This is a genomic window from Kitasatospora sp. Root107, from assembly GCF_001424875.1.
GTDB lineage: Bacteria > Actinomycetota > Actinomycetes > Streptomycetales > Streptomycetaceae > Kitasatospora.
The window spans coordinates 299453-314773 of record NZ_LMCT01000067.1 but is presented as its reverse complement, the minus strand read 5'-3'; the positions used below and the strand labels follow the sequence as shown (position 1 = coordinate 314773).

At 65.2% G+C, this 15321-nt stretch carries 15 protein-coding genes and 2 pseudogenes; 8 read left to right on the top strand and 9 right to left on the bottom strand.

Annotation, left to right across the window (positions count from 1 at the left end; all coding sequences use genetic code 11):
• Nucleotides 1-11: 11 nt before the first annotated feature.
• Complete coding sequence (locus ASC99_RS32670) at nt 12-365, top strand: DUF4288 domain-containing protein (protein WP_057238892.1); 354 nt, start codon at nt 12-14, stop codon at nt 363-365.
• A 134-nt stretch (nt 366-499) separates the two neighbouring features.
• Here ASC99_RS32670 and ASC99_RS32665 read toward each other — a convergent pair whose 3' ends face one another.
• Complete coding sequence (locus ASC99_RS32665; RefSeq protein ID WP_157531897.1) at nt 500-937, bottom strand: hypothetical protein; 438 nt, start codon at nt 935-937, stop codon at nt 500-502.
• Between the two features lie 134 nt (nt 938-1071).
• Here ASC99_RS32665 and ASC99_RS32660 point away from each other — a divergent pair, with 134 nt between their 5' ends.
• On the top strand, nt 1072-1713 hold the full coding sequence (locus ASC99_RS32660) for a hypothetical protein (RefSeq protein WP_063857254.1): 642 nt from the start codon (nt 1072-1074) through the stop codon (nt 1711-1713).
• A 144-nt stretch (nt 1714-1857) separates the two neighbouring features.
• On the opposite strand, the gene ASC99_RS32655 is transcribed toward ASC99_RS32660, so the two are convergent.
• Both ASC99_RS32655 and ASC99_RS32650 read right to left on the bottom strand, forming a co-directional pair.
• Entirely contained in the window at nt 1858-2739 is an 882-nt protein-coding gene (locus ASC99_RS32655; RefSeq protein ID WP_057238886.1) for a hypothetical protein, read from the bottom strand.
• A 216-nt stretch (nt 2740-2955) separates the two neighbouring features.
• On the bottom strand, nt 2956-3906 hold the full coding sequence (locus tag ASC99_RS32650; RefSeq protein WP_057238884.1) for a helix-turn-helix transcriptional regulator: 951 nt from the start codon (nt 3904-3906) through the stop codon (nt 2956-2958).
• Between the two features lie 103 nt (nt 3907-4009).
• On the opposite strand from ASC99_RS32650, the gene ASC99_RS39185 reads away from it, so the two are divergent.
• The 3 genes from ASC99_RS39185 to ASC99_RS32640 are packed head-to-tail and all read left to right on the top strand — an operon-like array spanning nt 4010 to nt 4675.
• Nucleotides 4010-4216, top strand: coding sequence for a hypothetical protein (locus ASC99_RS39185; protein WP_157531895.1), 207 nt, complete (start codon nt 4010-4012; stop codon nt 4214-4216).
• The gene (locus tag ASC99_RS32645) at nt 4213-4443 is read left to right on the top strand and encodes a hypothetical protein (RefSeq protein WP_057238882.1); all 231 of its coding nucleotides are present in this window, start codon (nt 4213-4215) and stop codon (nt 4441-4443) included. The genes ASC99_RS39185 and ASC99_RS32645 overlap by 4 nt, the downstream gene beginning before the upstream one ends.
• On the top strand, nt 4430-4675 hold the full coding sequence (locus tag ASC99_RS32640; protein WP_057238880.1) for a hypothetical protein: 246 nt from the start codon (nt 4430-4432) through the stop codon (nt 4673-4675). The genes ASC99_RS32645 and ASC99_RS32640 overlap by 14 nt, the downstream gene beginning before the upstream one ends.
• Before the next feature lie 620 nt (nt 4676-5295).
• On the opposite strand, the gene ASC99_RS32635 is transcribed toward ASC99_RS32640, so the two are convergent.
• On the bottom strand, nt 5296-5826 hold the full coding sequence (locus ASC99_RS32635; protein WP_057238877.1) for a hypothetical protein: 531 nt from the start codon (nt 5824-5826) through the stop codon (nt 5296-5298).
• Between the two features lie 119 nt (nt 5827-5945).
• Here ASC99_RS32635 and fxsT point away from each other — a divergent pair.
• The 3 genes and pseudogenes from fxsT to ASC99_RS38060 form a co-directional block, all read left to right on the top strand.
• Nucleotides 5946-7894 (top strand): annotated as a pseudogene (gene fxsT, locus ASC99_RS32630) (FxSxx-COOH system tetratricopeptide repeat protein); the annotation flags it as partial.
• A 1-nt stretch (nt 7895) separates the two neighbouring features.
• A pseudogene (locus ASC99_RS41520) lies at nt 7896-8779 on the top strand (tetratricopeptide repeat protein); the annotation flags it as partial.
• Between the two features lie 1192 nt (nt 8780-9971).
• Nucleotides 9972-11303: a restriction endonuclease gene (locus ASC99_RS38060; protein WP_082598815.1), complete on the top strand. Its 1332-nt coding sequence runs from the start codon at nt 9972-9974 to the stop codon at nt 11301-11303.
• Between the two features lie 623 nt (nt 11304-11926).
• On the opposite strand, the gene ASC99_RS42440 is transcribed toward ASC99_RS38060, so the two are convergent.
• From ASC99_RS42440 to ASC99_RS32615, 5 genes are read right to left on the bottom strand one after another with little or no spacing between them, the layout of a single operon-like run.
• Nucleotides 11927-12346 carry a PIN domain nuclease gene (locus tag ASC99_RS42440; protein ID WP_369824374.1) on the bottom strand — a complete coding sequence of 140 codons (420 nt, stop codon included), beginning with the start codon at nt 12344-12346 and terminating at the stop codon, nt 11927-11929.
• Nucleotides 12343-12543, bottom strand: a complete 201-nt coding sequence (locus ASC99_RS38055; RefSeq protein WP_082598814.1) for a type II toxin-antitoxin system VapB family antitoxin — start codon at nt 12541-12543, stop codon at nt 12343-12345. Before ASC99_RS38055 ends, ASC99_RS42440 begins: the two co-directional genes overlap by 4 nt.
• A gap of 6 nt (nt 12544-12549) precedes the next feature.
• Nucleotides 12550-13407: a hypothetical protein gene (locus ASC99_RS39180; protein ID WP_157531894.1), complete on the bottom strand. Its 858-nt coding sequence runs from the start codon at nt 13405-13407 to the stop codon at nt 12550-12552.
• Nucleotides 13408-13450: 43 nt separating this feature from the next.
• The gene (locus ASC99_RS32620) at nt 13451-14137 is read right to left on the bottom strand and encodes an HAD family hydrolase (protein ID WP_057238873.1); all 687 of its coding nucleotides are present in this window, start codon (nt 14135-14137) and stop codon (nt 13451-13453) included.
• Nucleotides 14134-14982, bottom strand: coding sequence for a GntR family transcriptional regulator (locus ASC99_RS32615; protein WP_057238871.1), 849 nt, complete (start codon nt 14980-14982; stop codon nt 14134-14136). The genes ASC99_RS32620 and ASC99_RS32615 overlap by 4 nt, the downstream gene beginning before the upstream one ends.
• Nucleotides 14983-15321 lie beyond the last annotated feature (339 nt).

Sequence of the window (15321 nt, the reverse complement as noted above, 5' to 3'; positions counted from 1 at the left end):
GCGAGCGAGAAATGACCACTCCCGATGGCGACTGGTTCAGCTGCAGGCTTCGGTTTGCACATTATTCGGATAATGACCCGACGCTTTCACTCAGGATTTCGTCGTACTTGCTGCGTGCCCTCGACTTCGACGACGCCAAACTGCGCGCGATCGAAATCGGAAAGCGAGAGGAGAAGGTCTACGCCAACGCGGCCGGCGGAATGGCACGGGTTGCCCTGGTCGAAGTTGAGGCGGTGGATATTCTGGACGCCATCGTCGACGGCGTCGAGGTTGCCTCGATATGGCCGGAAGAGATCACCCCGTGTCCGTATTCATGGGACCATCAGTTCAGCCCCGAAGCATCTCGGCCGACGAATAGTCTCTAGCCTCGGGGTTTCGTAACCCGACTGGAAATGACGGACGCGACTCCTGACGATCAAGGTTCTCGAAGTCGAGGATCATGAACAGGGGTCGCGTCCGTGCCATCTTCCCCGACCCGACGGCGCTCGTTCCGGTGGGGTTACCGCATGCGCACCATGCCGAAGCCCGCGAGATACGGAGCCTCCAGGGGCCCGAAGCGGACGTCGGGGTAAGCGTTCAGGCTGACGGCCTCTGCCACCTCCCGGGACGGGAAGCCGAACACGTCGACACCGTCCAGAACCACTGGCACGGCGGCCGGTCCCGCCAAGGTTTCCCGGAGTCGTTCGATCCTGATATCGAAGAGCCCGAGCTCGTCCTCCTCGTCCGCCTGCCGGGAGAGAGCGTCGCCACTGACGCGCAGATTCAGTCCCTGGTAGTACGCGGTGAAGCACCAACCGACGCCGCAGACCCAGCCCCCCGACCGGACGTCCGCCACGGTGGAGACCACCCACTCGGCCTTGGCTTCGGACATTCCGTACCGAAGCACGCCGGCCCGGTGCGGCAGCGCAAGACCGACTCCTGGAAGAACCTCGAACATGGCTGTTGGTCGGCCCTGCGCGGCTGAGACCGCAACGGGATTGACGCGACTGGCCGTTGCTCTCGGTGGGCGTGAGTTCGAGGCCCTGCCCCCTGGTCAGAACACCTCTGCGGACAAGCTATAGGCTGCGCAGCATGCTCGTAGCCGCTGCCATCTGTCCCCACCTGCCGTCGCTCGCGTTCGCGGCGGAAGCTGGCGCGCCTGCGGCGCCGGAGCGGCTGCGCGTGGCGTGCGCGCAGGCGGTGGCTGCCGTACTGGCCGAGGACCCCGAGATCGTGGCCGTGGTCGGCCCGGGTACGCGATCCGTTCTCCACGAGGAGGGCTCCCTGTCGGCCTCTCGGGACCTCGGGATTCCCATGGGCATGCGGCTGCTGCAACAGGCAGGCTGGACCGGTCCGGTGCGTGCCTACGAGCTGGACGACGACCGGGACTGGCCCACGAACGGCGAGGACGGCGTCCACATGGCGGGGTGGGCGGACCGCGTCGGAATGCTGGTGCTGGGAAACGGTCCGACCCACACCGGCGCGGACGGAGCCCTGCACCCCGATCCACGGGCCGAGGAGATCAACGCGGGCATCGCCGCCGCGCTGGCCGACGGTGACGTGGACGGATTCTTCCCCGACATGGACGAGAACCTCGCTCGTGAGCTGGGGGTGTCGGGCCGCTCGCCCTGGCAGCTGCTGGACGGGGCCGACTGGGATCTGACCACCCACCACCTCCTGTACGCCGAGACCGTGGACGGCGTCAGCTGCTTCGTGGCGACCTGGTCACTCTGAAGCGCCGACAACGCCAAGCCATCGCCCGCCACTGCCAACGCCGGCTGCACACAATCAAGAGACAGCCCCCGAGAAGACCACCCCTGACAACCCATCAACCCACGGTCGCCGGAACCAGTCAGGCCTACTGCTGTTGACGCGGGGTCAGCCAGCCGGGGGACGGCCCGGTGTGGTCCGGACATGTGCGACCTGGGCTCGATGACGGGCCCGCTGGGCCCGGCGCTCCTCAGCCTCGGCAAGCACCGTGGCCCTGGCCTCCTCCCTGGCGTCGAACGGTGCCGGGGAGAAGCGGCCACCTGAGGCCCGGACATGCCGTTCCCAGCCGTCCTGCCAGAACTCCACCGTCCAGCCTGGCCACAGCTTCGGTACCTCGTACGCCTGCGGGGAGGAGTAGAGAGACCACCAGCCCAGACGGCGGCCTTCCGGGTCCAGATGGATGCCGGAGTTCACGTGCAGGCGGCACACCTCGTGCTCGGGGGCATCCGCCAAGCGGTCGAACAGGGCGACGCCCTCGCGGACGGGGTGGTCGACGGCGCCGGAGGCGACGTGGCAACTCTCGCTGCCGACCGTGACCACCACACCGCCCGGGTCCGGCCAAGCCAGGTCCTCGTCCTCGGGGGCGAGGAACGGGGCCACGGACAGGGCAGAGTCGCGGCAGCGGACGTACTCCGGATCCAGCCCGACGTACCCGCGCAGCTCGGCCGCGCCGTCGTACAACCAACGGACCTCCCAGCCCGGCAACGCCGCCCGGATCAGCTCGAAGGTCGCCGCACGGTGCCGAAGCTCGGTGCTCGGGCCCTCCCAGGCGAAGAACAACAGAACCTTTCGCCCGAGGTCGAGCAGCACCCCGCCCTGGGCCATGTCGTCGTCCAACCACCAGCCGTCCTGCCGGAGTTCGGGAAGCATCGCGAGAACAGCCGCCGACCCGTCCAGCAGGTCGAGGTCGATCCCGACCGCCCAGCCGGTCCGGTACAGCTCATGCGTGCCGTTCTCGCGGACCACGATGACGTTGGCTCTGTCTCCCATCGGGACAGGATGGCCAGAACCACCGGCTGCTGACCACCCGATTTCGGCGGCCCGGGGGTGCGGGGCTGTCCACGGAACACAGACGCGTCTGGATCTCAAGGCCAGACGCTGGCCACTGCCAGCCCTCGGCGTCTCCCTTCTCCAGTTCGTCAACCGCTGAACGCGCCACTGCCCCGCTCTCCTTCGGGAGGGCGGGGCGGTTCCGTGCGTCCGAGGTCAGGCCTGGCCCTTGTACTCCCACACCCTGACGCCCTTGGAGCGCCATGGCTCCGGGGTCTCGTCCGCATCGGCAAGACGCTGCACCCAGTCCAACTGCTCTGCGAAGTAGGCGTAGTACTCGCTGCCGCTGTCGAACGTCATGATCGGGCCATCAGTGCCACGCTTGCCATGGCCGTAGAGCATGACGCGGATGGAGTCGTCAACGCGCTCCATGGCGAAGCTGCACGGAAAGTCGTACAGGTAGATCTTGAGGTCACCGCCGTCACGGGCGACCGCCTCGGCGAGCGGCCGCAGCACTTCACGCTCATACCGCGCTGGGTCCTCCATAGCGGCCTCGGCCGGCTCCAGGCGGTACCGGTCGCGGCGCGACGCGCAGTGCGGGTCCATGATGAAGACCCGAACCGGCACCTCGCGCGACTTCGAGGTGAACAGCGGCAGCATCTCGTCGCTGCCGTAGAAGTTGCGGGTCAGGCCGAACATCGTGATCTGCGCTCGGGCGCCCCGGATCCGCGAGATCAGATCGGCCTTCGATTCCATGTTGGTGCGAGGGAAGAGGTCCACGAGACCCGCTTGCTCCAGGTGTCCCAGCATGGCTCCACTGTAGTCACGCCCGTAGCCGAGCCGGTCCGGCCGGGTGCCGTACACGCGGCACAGGTAGTCGATGCGCTCCTCGGACGGGCGACGCTGACCGTGTTCCCACCTGCAGATCTCCGTGTCGGAGAGCGCCGGGCCGCGCAGCCCGTCGTCGGAGTACGCCAGATCGATTCGCATCGAGAGCTCCGCCCGGTCCCAGCCCCGGGCCCAGCGATGGGCCTCCAGCGGGTGAACCTCAGGTAGCGCCACGGTGATCTGATCGACCACCTCGGTGATGGTCAGACCTTCCCGGATGCCCCGCAGGCGTACGTCCTTGGCTGCACGCTCGGAGCGTCGGCGGGTGGTGCGGTCCACGCGGGCAATTGACGTCGTCACAGCTTCATATTGACGTGCAGCGTCTATCGTTACGACGGGTTCGCGCATATTGCAATCGCCAGCTCAGCACGATGCTTGAGACATGGCAGAGATCACCGGTACTCCACAACCTGTCTCACCCTGGGTGCATCTGACGAGCCGCCAGCTCAAGGGCGACGCCTGCCGCATCTGCGACACCACGATCCCGCCGCTTCACCCGGACGAGACGATGGAGGTACGCGGCGAGGGTGTCGTCCGCGACGTCGTTGTCACCGTCCTCTGCACCCCGCACCTGGGACATGCACTGTGACGGCCGACGACCGGTACAGGCCAGAGCAACAGGTCGGTGGTACCAGCTCCAACGGCCGCGCGCTGCCTGGCCTGTGGGCGATCCGCGACACCAAGACCGGAGCCCTGGTCCGGACACCCGGCGAGAACGGGGAGCCCGAGCTCGTGACGTTCCCGCTCCGGGATCTGGCTACTGCCTGGATCCGCCGCGAGACCTACCTGCAGGAGGCCGGTTATGGCCGAGCCTGAGCTGACCTCCGGCCACTGCCACCGCTGCGGCGGCTACGGCCAGGGAGAGTATGCCGGCGCCATCAACGCGTGGGCGGACGCCATCACTGACCACATCGGGTGCCCGGAGTCAGCGAAGCCGAACCTGCCACCGGCCGACAGACAGGATCGGGTCAGCGATCTCGATCGGCCGGTCAGCGGAGTCGTAGCGGATGCGCTGGACCAGCCGAGCCGGAACACCCAGCCGCGGTGAGGTCGTGGAAGCCGGCGTACGAGGGTCGCCCGGAGGCGGCCGGCGAGGTCTGGGTTCGCAATACCTGCGCCGATGCCGCCACCGTCTCCAGCCGGGTAAGGCCAGTCGCCGTCCGCGTCGATGACTGTGCGCGTTCCTGGGCTGGTCGAAGCAACAGACAGACTCAGGATGCCTACAGATACGCCGAAGGCCCAAGCCGGGACTGATGTCCTGACCTGGGCCTTCGGCATACCTTCACTGCTCTGAGGGGTGGGCGCAGACGGTTTCGAACCGCCGACATCCGCCTTGTAAGTTCGACCGGGCACTCATCCGACAGGGACGGACGTGCACGTGAGGCGGACGTTCCATACGTCCAAGGACTCGGCTGACTGCCGATACCTGCTGCTGTTGATGTCAGATTCTGATGTCAGCCGACCCGCCCACCGCTCGGCCGGCGCTCCTCCTTGGCAGTGCAGCAGCGAGCAGATTTACAGTCTGCTGAGCAATCTAGGTGGCCAGCCCTTCCACCTTCACGGATGGTGGACTTCCGCACCACTAGGCGAGTCTTGGTCCGCCACTGGTCCGGATCACACCTCCCGGCGCAGCGCGCCGGTCACACCACCGCCTTTACAGGATTGGCATCAACGGTCAGCGGTGGGAACGGCTTCGAGGAGGTTTGGGACGCCGCAGGCGGTGGCGAGAAGGTCGGCGTAGGAGGTGAGGATTCGGCGAGCGTCGCGTAGAGCGGTGCGGAGCTCATCGACCTGGGGCCAAGCATGCTCGTGGTCGCGGCGGGAACGGTCGGCGGGCCGACGGTGCTCCCAGTCTTCCAGGAGGGGGTGCCACTGAGCCAGCAACGGACGGACCCCGTAGTTGAGCATCGCCACAGCCAGATAGCCGAAGTTGTACTGCCCGTTCCGCTTGGGCTCGGCAATCTCGGGACCGTGCCGGCGCAAGACGTCCCGGGTAGTACCGAACAGCGAGTACAGACTACTGAGGGCCTCCCGCAGCAGCCCCTCATCTGCCCGCAGCGGCACCACCGACACCCGGGTGATCAGCTCCACGTACAGCTCCCACGCCGCACGCCGCTCCGCATCGTTGGGCTCCCAACTGCCTGCGATCTCCACCCCCGGGAGCTTGAGCTTCACGTCCACACTCTTCGGACCCCGCATCAGCTTCACTCCTTCTCACGCCTGTGGCTATCTTGCCGATCTGCCACCCTGCCCACGCTATACGCGGGATCATGGCCTTCGCAGGAGTGCGACCGTAATCATCTGGAACAGGGACGAAGATGGCCGACGACGCCCAGCAGTTCTTCATCAGCTATGCCGGGCCCGACCGCGCCTGGGCCGAATGGGTCGGCTGGCAGCTCAAGCAGGCTGGCCACCGTGTGGAGCTGGACCGGTGGAACTGGCATACCGGGGATGACTTCATCCTGCGCATGAACGAGGCCCTGGAGCGGGCGGACGCGGTCGTGGCCCTGTTCTCCAACGCCTACTTCGCCCCCGAGCGCTGGACCCAGGTCGAGTGGACCGCCACGATCGCCAACCGGAACCGTCTCATCCCGCTGGACATCGCTGCCCTCACCACCGACAAGATCCCTGCCATTCTCAGCGCCAGGCTCCGCCGAGAGCTGCACGGGCTGGACGAGACCAGCGCACTCGCAGCCCTGAGCGAAGCGGTCCACGGCCCCACCGGCCCCACCGGCCCCGTCGGCTTCCCCGGAAATACCTCAGCCGCAGCAGCCACACAGTCCACAGCCGACCAGCCACGGCTTCCCGGCACCACCGGGCGCCCCGAGGTGTGGGAGGTGCGGCGACGCAACCCCGACTTCACCGGTCGCGAGGCTGAGATGATCCGGCTGCGCGAAGGACTGCTCGACGGGCGCCAGACGGTGGTCCAAGCGCTGCACGGGATGGGCGGGCTCGGCAAGACACAGCTCGCTCTGGAGTACGCCCACCGCTTCGCCGACCAGTACGACGTCGTCTGGTGGGTCGATGCCGAGCAGGCCGACCAGATCCCCGTCAGCTACACCGCACTCGCCGAGCGCCTAGGCATCGCCACGCCTGACGCCGGAACCGAACACAACGCCCGCACCCTCCTGAACCACCTGAGCAACCGCGAGCGCTGGCTGATCATCCTGGACAACGCCGAAGCCCCCGACCAGATCGAGGACTGGCTCCCCCAGAGCCCCGGCCACACCCTGATCACTTCCCGTAACCCCCACTGGATCGGCATCGCCCACCAGACCGGCCTAGACGTCTTCACCCGCACCGACTCCAAGGCCTACCTCCGGGCCCGCATCCCCAGCATCACCCCCGAGCAGGCAGACACCCTCGCCCACGACCTCGGCGACCTCCCCCTCGCACTGGCCCAGGCCGCCGGCGTCATCGGCAGCGGCATGACCCTAGACCGCTACCGCCAACTCCTCACCACCAACACCGCACGGCTCCTCAAGGAAGGGGAAACCCCCGGCTACCCGACCTCCGTTGCCGCCACCGTCACCATCGCCACCGACCGCCTCGCCGAGCACCACCCCGACGCAGAAGCCCTACTGCGCCTGAGTGCGTTCCTCGGCCCCGAACCCGTCCCCGTCGGCTGGTTGGAGACTGCCCGTCCCCGCCTGACCACGACCCTCGACGACCCCGACGACCTTATGTGGCCCCGCTCAGCCCTCCAGCCCCTGGCCCAATACGGCCTGGCCCGCATCGACCACCAGACCTTCCAGATCCACCGCCTCAACCAAGCCGTCCTCCGCGACCAGACCGCCCTCAACCACGCCACAGCCATCCGCAACGACGCCACTGCCCTCCTCAGTAGCGCCCACCCCGGCGACCCCGAGACCCCCTATACCTGGGCCGGCTGGGCCGCCCTCACCCCTCACCTCATCGCAGCCCACATCAAGCCAGCCGAGCGGCCGGCGCTGCGGCGGGTCCTCCTCGATGCTGTCCTGTACCTGATCAGAAGCGGCCAGGCGCGCACCGCACGAGAGCTCACCGCCACGCTTCACCAGGCGTGGGAAACGGGCCTGGATCCGGATCACCCCGACGCTCTCACTGCCGCACAGTACCTCGGCCACGCCACATCCGACCTTGGCGAGCATGCGAAATCACGGGGCATTGTCGAGGACACGCTCGCGCGCCGTCGCCGCACCCAGGGCGACGACCACCCCGACACCCTCCATTCCGCCAATGACCTCGCCGCCAACCTGTACAGCCTCGGCGAGCACGCCGAGGCCCGNCCAACACCCTCCGATCCGCCCAGAACCTCGCCACCACCCTGCACAGCCTCGGCGAGCACGCCGAGGCCCGCCGCATGGAAGAGGACACGCTCGCGCGCCGTCGCCGCACCCTCGGCGACGACCACCCCGACACCCTCCGATCCGCCCACAACCTCGCCGCMRWCCTGCACAGCCTCGGCGAGYACRCCGAGGCCCGCCGYMTGGACGAAGACACGCTCGCGCGCYGTCGCCGCACCCTCGGCGACGACCACCCCAACACCCTCCGATCCGCCCAGAACCTCGCCACCACCCTGCACAGCCTCGGCGAGTACGCCGAGGCCCGCCGCATGGAAGAGGACACGCTCGCGCGCCGTCGCCGCACCCTCGGCGACGACCACCCCGACACCCTCCGATCCGCCCASARCCTCGCCACCACCGTGTACAACCTCGGCGAGCACGCCGAGGCCCGCCGCATGGAAGAGGACACGCTCGCGCGCCGTCGCCGCACCCTCGGCGACGACCACCCCGACACCCTCCGATCCGCCCAGAACCTCGCCACCACCCTGCACAGCCTCGGCGAGTACGCCGAGGCCCGCCGCATGGAAGAGGACACGCTCGCGCGCTGTCGCCGCACCCTCGGCGACGACCACCCCGACACCCTCCGATCCGCCCACAGCCTCGCCATCACCCTGAGCAGACTGCGCGACCACTCAAAGGCAGTCCAGCTCCTTGAGGATGTGCGCCACCGGCGCCGACGAATCCTCGGTGACAACCATCCCGAGACCGTGGCAGTTACCCAAGAACTCGCCAGGGCGCTGACCGCTTCGGGAAGGCAGTTTGAGGCTCAGCGTCTACTGGCGCCACCTAAACAAAAGAAGCGCCGCTTCGGCCGCAAGAACCGGTGACCAGCGATGCTTCCCCATCCGCCGCGAAGGCTTGCATAAGGAAATACAAGCAAGCCCTCCGCCTGGCGGCGCCTAAGACTGACGGGCGGTTGAGCCTCAATGCCATAGGCAAGTTGGCGGCCACCCGACACCAGCCTTAGAAAAACGGGCGTCAGCCCCTCACGCTGACCTTTGGGCCGTTGGGGAGGGGCCAGCCGCGTTTCGACCCGGTCTGGAGGGGTGTCATCGCCACTACCTCGGCGGTTCAACCCATGTGACTGTGGCCTCTTCGTCCCGAAGCAACTCGGACACTCAGCCGACCTTGGCGATCATTACCGCTGACCTGCGCGGGAAGTCCCTGATCGTCCGTGGTCGTCCGCCGAAGTACGGCGTCGTTGTAGCGCAGTTAGACACTCAGTCCTGCCCGCCCGGCTGCTACTCGTCTGCCGGTGGAGTCCAGTCCATCCCGGCCTGCTCCAACGATGTCAGGATCCACTCTCGGCCGACTGGGCCGGCAACCTTCCAGGTCCAATCCATGGGTCGCCGTCGATCTCGCCAGTGCCACCATCTGTGGGACCTGAACGGATCCGCTGGCATGTTGTGGCACAGGTCAGCCAACCACGCGATGCACGCCACGAAGTCGTCGTCTGGCCACATGCTCAACGGCTTTCGCCGTCGCGCCATGGCTCGGATCTCGATCATTGCCCAACTGTGCAGGTACGCGCCCGCTGTCCAGTCATCAACTTTGTGCCTGCGATCCACGTTCTCCGGCCCCCACTCGTGTGCCTGCTGCGGCACGGTACCGCGCGGGTGGTTGACTCCCAAAGAGTGGGTCGAGCCGGCCGGTTAAGGGACGCCCGCCTCCGGAGGGCGGCGGGTACTGACACTCTGCGACCTGCGCAGATGCAGCCTCGGCCGAGACCGGCGAACTGGCCCGCTGACGCCCCCGGTTGACCGTGGCGTACCGCTCGATCTGGCACGGCTGTGGCACGTCGCGCCCCTCGATGCGAACTCCGGGCAGACCGGTCGCCGAGGTCTCCCATCCTGGCCGCCCAGCCTACGGCGTCTGCCATCGGCCACCTGCGATCGCCACGGTTTCGGGTGCTTCGAGGCCACGCTGGCGAATTCCAGGACGAACGGTACTCGACTGCGAGAGGATGATCTCCCCCGGTTCAGTCTCACCGGAGTAAAGTCGAAATCGGAGGATACCGAGATGGAGAAGATCCCCGGGCAGGTTCCATGGACAACAATAAAGGGAAAGCTTCTGGAGTCTCTGCTCCACGAGCTGCTCATAGCCATCGGCGCCGAAAACATTAAATGGCGGACGGGCGGAATTGGCCCGGGGACGGCAGATGGTGGACGAGACCTAGAGGCTGAATTCACCCGGACTTCACCCGATGGAAGTGTGGAGCGAGAACTGTGGTGGATAGAGGCTAAGGGTCGGACAAGGTCTGTCGAGCCAGATGCGGTGAAATCCGCAGTGTTGAACGCCTCCGGTCACCAGAATGTGGATGTACTGGTGATTGCCTCAAATAGCGAGTACACGAACCCGACGCGCGATTGGGTTAGCGAGTGGTCTCGCGGAAACAAAAGACCACGGGTCCGCCTGTGGGATCGCGCCACTCTGGATAGGCTCGTCAGGGAGCATCCGGTCGCGTCCGCTAGAGCCCTCCCTGATCTGCTAGAGGGGAAGGAGCGCCTAAATCTAATCGTGGACCAATTTGACGAAGCTGGCAGAACCCCGCTGCAGAACGACCTTGATTACTTTTGGGAGAACAGGGCTCTCGTAACAGGTGCTAAAGAGATTTCCTGCCTAGCCTATGCAGAGATGATTCTCGGGGACATTGTGCTACATCCATGGGGAACCGAGATCACAGAAGAGAGTGCACTTGCCTGCATAGTTGAAGCTCTAGTGGCCATGCCAATTCGACAGATTAATACTCAGGTATTGGCATCGGACAAGGCGACTCATGTCGCAGCATACTTGATTGAATCAGCTCTCCCCTTCCTGGATCCCAAGGCTGCACAAGCTGTCCTCAATAATCCCTATCTATTTCTAGAGGAGGAGCACTGGAGGAAGTTTGCCGATAATCCTCAGGGGTTTAGGGAGATTATCCTTACTCCCATTTGGGAGACGGTCTGCGGCCAGCTCCTTGATGCATGTTCCCAGGATTGCGTAAGGCTTTCGGTGGATCCAAATACTACCCTGGGTCGCGACCCGAGCGGGCCGTGGTTCTGGAGGCGGTTCAATGCAGATTTGCCCGTCCCAGATGAACGCATCCTAATCATTGAAGGCACAGATAAGCCATGCGCGGTTGGGCTAGACCTTTCAGGAAGTAGCTGCCCCCTTCTCGGGAAATCTTCCAGGCCAGACTTCAGTATCTCCGAGCAAGAGATAACGGATATACGGAACGTCATCCTTTTTCGTAGAGAACGGCCAGATGGCATGTACTCCGAGCTTTCGGACGTAAAGCTGTCCAATGTCGGAAAGATGCTTGACCGCATGTACGGAGATGAGAGCGCCCCTGAAGATAATGGGGAATGATAGATCCGCCACGGAGACGCGCGGGTGGTGGAGCGGTTTTGGCCGGTGTCCTGTCTGGTCTGGGTCCGAGCATGATCGGGGGGCCGTAAGCTCATCGCGTCTCGGTCAGGGCTTTTGGGCCTGACCGCAATTTGGCCGAGTGGCCCCCCGGTCTTGCTCGGTGCGGGTCCCGGTCCTGATAGGTGGGTAAAACCGTGGAGCCACCCGCCCCCAGCCACCGGCGGGTCTAGAACCTCGGCACCCTCGGCCGCCAGCAGCTGGCGCGGCCGGCGCCGCCGAAGCGGGGCGAAGACAGGAGCGACGGCGAGCGGCGGGCCAGCGCCGCGAGCGCAGCGAGCCTTGAACCCGTAGAGAAGATTTCTACGCAGTGAACTTGGCATGCTTGCAGCGCACTTGTTGGGGCGCCATGCCACGACGGTTTTCAAGACCATCCAGCACAGATGGCCAGACCAGGCGAAATCTGGCCCATCGTCTCCGTTGGCCCACATGTGGCCCACGGAGTTCGACAGCATGCTCTTGTCACCCTCTGCAGCGCACCACGTGGCGCCGCCGCCGGCTGGCCTATGGGCGAATGAGACCAAAACTGAGACCGCTGATGGTGGAACGGTCGGCTCGGAGGGCGACTAGCTGACGGTGCCCCTGGGCACCACCCACTCAGCCTTCTGCCCTGTGTGCTCGACGATCCGGTCGAAGTCAGAGTCGTAGTGCAGGAGAACGAGGTTGTTCTGATGTGCAACTGCGGCGATCATCAGGTCTGGGATCTTAGGGCCGCGATGTTGAGACTTCGCCGCTAGAGCGCGCTGAACATCCAGGGCGTGTGCCCAATCCGCCTCGGTTGTCTCAAGATAGACAAGGGTCGCGGCTCGCAGTGACCTGATGCGTTCATAGTCGCCGGGGTTCTGGGCAGAGTAAAGCGCTTCGAGGTCAAGAGGTGCGCACGTAGCGACGAGGCCCGCAGAAATGAGAGGACCCAGCCTCTCTGCGACTGAATCATGCCCCAGTCGGTTCATTGCACTGTTGTCGACAAGATACTGTGGTGTCACTCCCACGCTCGCGCCCGCAGCCTTTCTAGCTCCTGAGGATCTTGCGCTCGCATCATGTCGATGAATTCCTGAACGAGCTTCTGGCGCACGACCTCTTTGAGTGCCGCGTTGACTGTATCTTTATTGCTGGATGTACCAAGGAGGCGCTGTGCCTCTGCTAGCGAAGCTTCGTCAATGTTTTCTACAGTGCTTCCCATGACCGCCTAACCCTCCTGCCGCCGAGGCATCTGCCTGCTCTCACTGGCGCACTTTCTGCAGAGTCCGCCATAGATCACGTAGTTCCCGATCCGCAGCACCATCGGTTCCAGTGTCAGCTCCTGCCGCCGGCAGTGGTCGCAGGTGAACTCCTCAACTGCCGACAGTTGGATAGTTCCGCTTTTCACTGCATCTACGAAATATGGGATACATTGATCGCAGCGCCATTTCCTGTCTCCCGTGTTCAGATGCCAGGTTTGGGCGGGATTTGCAAGAAGATGACCGCAGATCTCGTGCGTCCTAGGGTTTAGCGTCTTGTCGAGGAAGTCGTTGGCCCATGTCTCATACGTTGGATTTGTTATGACTTCCTTCTCGGCGACCTGGCTTTCCACCTTTGCGCGGGTTTTGGCGCTGGCTTCGACTAGTGCATCCTCCAGGCCTTTGCGTCGCTCATTATCATAGTGCTCTGCGAGCTGCGGGCCGATATTTTGGTCCGTGGCCGGACAGTTGCCTCGGTGTCGAATTTCCGAATGGCTGACATTGTCGCTTGCCCCGGCAAATGTCCAGCTCCCTGCCGTTGCCGAGCACTCCTCACACTTTCCCGTGAGAGTCGCTTCTCGACGAACACGCAGGGCGTATTCGAGAAGTGCTGGGCAGTTGGGCGGAATGGCTGGGATGAGAAATGCGGCGTTCCCGATCGCCCACATTTCGTCCCTTCCGTCCGAGGAGACAGACACTAATCGTGGCTCGCGCCCCTGCGAGTAAACCCTCGCAAGGAGTGCCCTCTGCTCAGCTTCCCCCACCACCACTCCAATCTGTAGCCCCCGAGCCGAGTGTCCCACGCCACACATCAGGGTCGCCAGCATGCCGGGAGCCGCAGCTTCCAGCCGACGATGCCATCGCTTCGGTTCAACGGATGGCTTCGGCGATGTGCTGCATCGAGTCAACGACGACCACTGCGCCCGCAGCGGCGAGCACGCTCGCCTTGCCGGGCTTATTGGCGTAGCCGATGGTGGCCACGCCGGCCGCAGCCCCAGCCTGGACGTCCCGGGCGGCGTCGCCAATGAAGATGGACTGCTCAGGCTTGCTGCCCACCACCTCCATCGCTTCCAGGAGAAGGCGTGGGTCCGGCTTCATGGACGATGGGTCGCCGGGGGTCCGACCGAAGACGCCAGCCACGTAGCCGCTGAGCCCCTGGGCGGTTAGGTATGCCTCGATTGCGGAGCCCGCATTGTTGCTGACCAGCGAGACGGAGCGGCCAGTCCTGGCGCAGGCGCGCAGCACCGATTCGCCGCCCGGGTTTGGCCGGGCCATCAGCACAGCTTCAGTCTCGAGCGAGGCAAGGGAGCTGTCCGTCGTCGCTGCGAGGTCCGGGTGGCGGTCTGCGATAAGGCGAAGCAGCGCGAGCGGGTCAGTCTCGGCCTCCACTCCGTCCAGGGCCTGCCCGCCAACAGCGAGCAGGCCCAGCCGGAGGCGCCGCGCCACTTCAGGCGCCGGAAGCCCGGCGAAAACCGAGCAGACCGGGCCGTCGAAGTCGAGCAGCACGTGCTTCACCGGGCGAAGCAGGTCGGCGAGTGATGAGGAAGCGCCGGTCATGGCTGGCGCTCGTACGCGATCGTGGACCACACGCTGTCGAACCACATCTGTGCCTGCTGGACGTACTGCGAGCCGAGGGAAGCATCATCCGGGCCGGCAGCATGGTGGAACAGCGTGGTGTCCTTGCCGGTGACGTCGTAGAACGTGTGGTCGTTGCCGTTGAGCGCCACGGTCCGTTCCCGGAGAGGGTAGAACCCGAAGAACGCCTCCGAGCGGTTCAGGATGTACAGCTTGAAGAGGCTGGACGCCCGGTGCACCTTCACCTGCACCGTGGCCGACTGAACGAGCCCCAACTCGGCCAGCATCTCTACCGAGTGGGCGATACCGCCCGCGCTTGTGAGCGCGATGTTCCGAGCTCGGTCCCGAAGTGCCACCTCATCCTTGAGGCTGTCCACCAGGACCGGCACCGCCATCGGCTCCGAGGTGTCAGGCAGCAGCAGCCGGACGGTGATGGACTCCGGCGCCAGGCGACCGGACCGCACCTTGTCGAGCGGTTCCTGTAGCGCGCTGTGCAGTGTCTCGCTGGAGAAGCCCGCGAAGTCGAGGGTCACCTGCTGTTGCTCGAACGCTGCTTCCAAGTGCGGCCGGAGGCCGACCGGCCGGGAGGTCCGCTCCCGGACGAAGGAGCCGCTGCCCTGCCTCGTCACGATCAGTCCCTCGGACCGAAGGATCTCCAGCGCTCGGTCGATCGTCCCGCGCGCCACGCCAAAATGCTTGGCCAGCTGCGGGCCTGACGAAAGTTTGTCGCCCGGCTCAAAGCCTGGCTTCTTGGTGAGGATCGACGCGCGCAGAGAGCTACTGACCTGCTGATACGGCGCGCGGGAGTCATCCGGGTCAAGGCTCATGCGCCAATGCTAAGGCAGCCACCCAACATGCGCGAGAAACCCAACTCTCTTGACCTGCCTAAGCAGGTTGTCTATGTTGAACACGTCGCACCAAGTGAGACAGGGGTGACACAGAGGGGCCTTCTTTGGGCTGCTCTGACCTGCACAGATGCACGTAGCAGTGGCCCGAGTTGGGTGGCTGTGAGTTGAGGCGGAGGACGCTGCAATCTCCGCAAAGGCCAGGTGAACAGGGCTTCGGCTCCTACTGGCGAGGTGGCCCGGTGACCGCGAGCAACGGCCGGAGAGTGGGGGCGTGACCCCCCTTGCAGTGTGAATCCGTTTGTCCGTGCCAACTGGAGG

What these genes read in the sequence shown, in the direction of transcription:
- ASC99_RS32670 (WP_057238892.1), top strand. Translation starts at nt 12, where the DNA reads ATGACCACTCCCGATGGCGACTGGTTCAGCTGCAGGCTTCGGTTTGCA.
- ASC99_RS38060 (WP_082598815.1), top strand. Translation starts at nt 9,972, where the DNA reads ATGGAGAAGATCCCCGGGCAGGTTCCATGGACAACAATAAAGGGAAAG.
- ASC99_RS32615 (WP_057238871.1), bottom strand. Translation starts at nt 14,982, where the DNA reads ATGAGCCTTGACCCGGATGACTCCCGCGCGCCGTATCAGCAGGTCAGT.
- ASC99_RS32635 (WP_057238877.1), bottom strand. Translation starts at nt 5,826, where the DNA reads ATGCGGGGTCCGAAGAGTGTGGACGTGAAGCTCAAGCTCCCGGGGGTG.
- ASC99_RS32640 (WP_057238880.1), top strand. Translation starts at nt 4,430, where the DNA reads ATGGCCGAGCCTGAGCTGACCTCCGGCCACTGCCACCGCTGCGGCGGC.
- ASC99_RS39185 (WP_157531895.1), top strand. Translation starts at nt 4,010, where the DNA reads ATGGCAGAGATCACCGGTACTCCACAACCTGTCTCACCCTGGGTGCAT.
- ASC99_RS32620 (WP_057238873.1), bottom strand. Translation starts at nt 14,137, where the DNA reads ATGACCGGCGCTTCCTCATCACTCGCCGACCTGCTTCGCCCGGTGAAG.
- ASC99_RS32655 (WP_057238886.1), bottom strand. Translation starts at nt 2,739, where the DNA reads ATGGGAGACAGAGCCAACGTCATCGTGGTCCGCGAGAACGGCACGCAT.
- ASC99_RS32660 (WP_063857254.1), top strand. Translation starts at nt 1,072, where the DNA reads ATGCTCGTAGCCGCTGCCATCTGTCCCCACCTGCCGTCGCTCGCGTTC.
- ASC99_RS39180 (WP_157531894.1), bottom strand. Translation starts at nt 13,407, where the DNA reads ATGCTGGCGACCCTGATGTGTGGCGTGGGACACTCGGCTCGGGGGCTA.
- ASC99_RS32665 (WP_157531897.1), bottom strand. Translation starts at nt 937, where the DNA reads ATGTTCGAGGTTCTTCCAGGAGTCGGTCTTGCGCTGCCGCACCGGGCC.
- ASC99_RS38055 (WP_082598814.1), bottom strand. Translation starts at nt 12,543, where the DNA reads ATGGGAAGCACTGTAGAAAACATTGACGAAGCTTCGCTAGCAGAGGCA.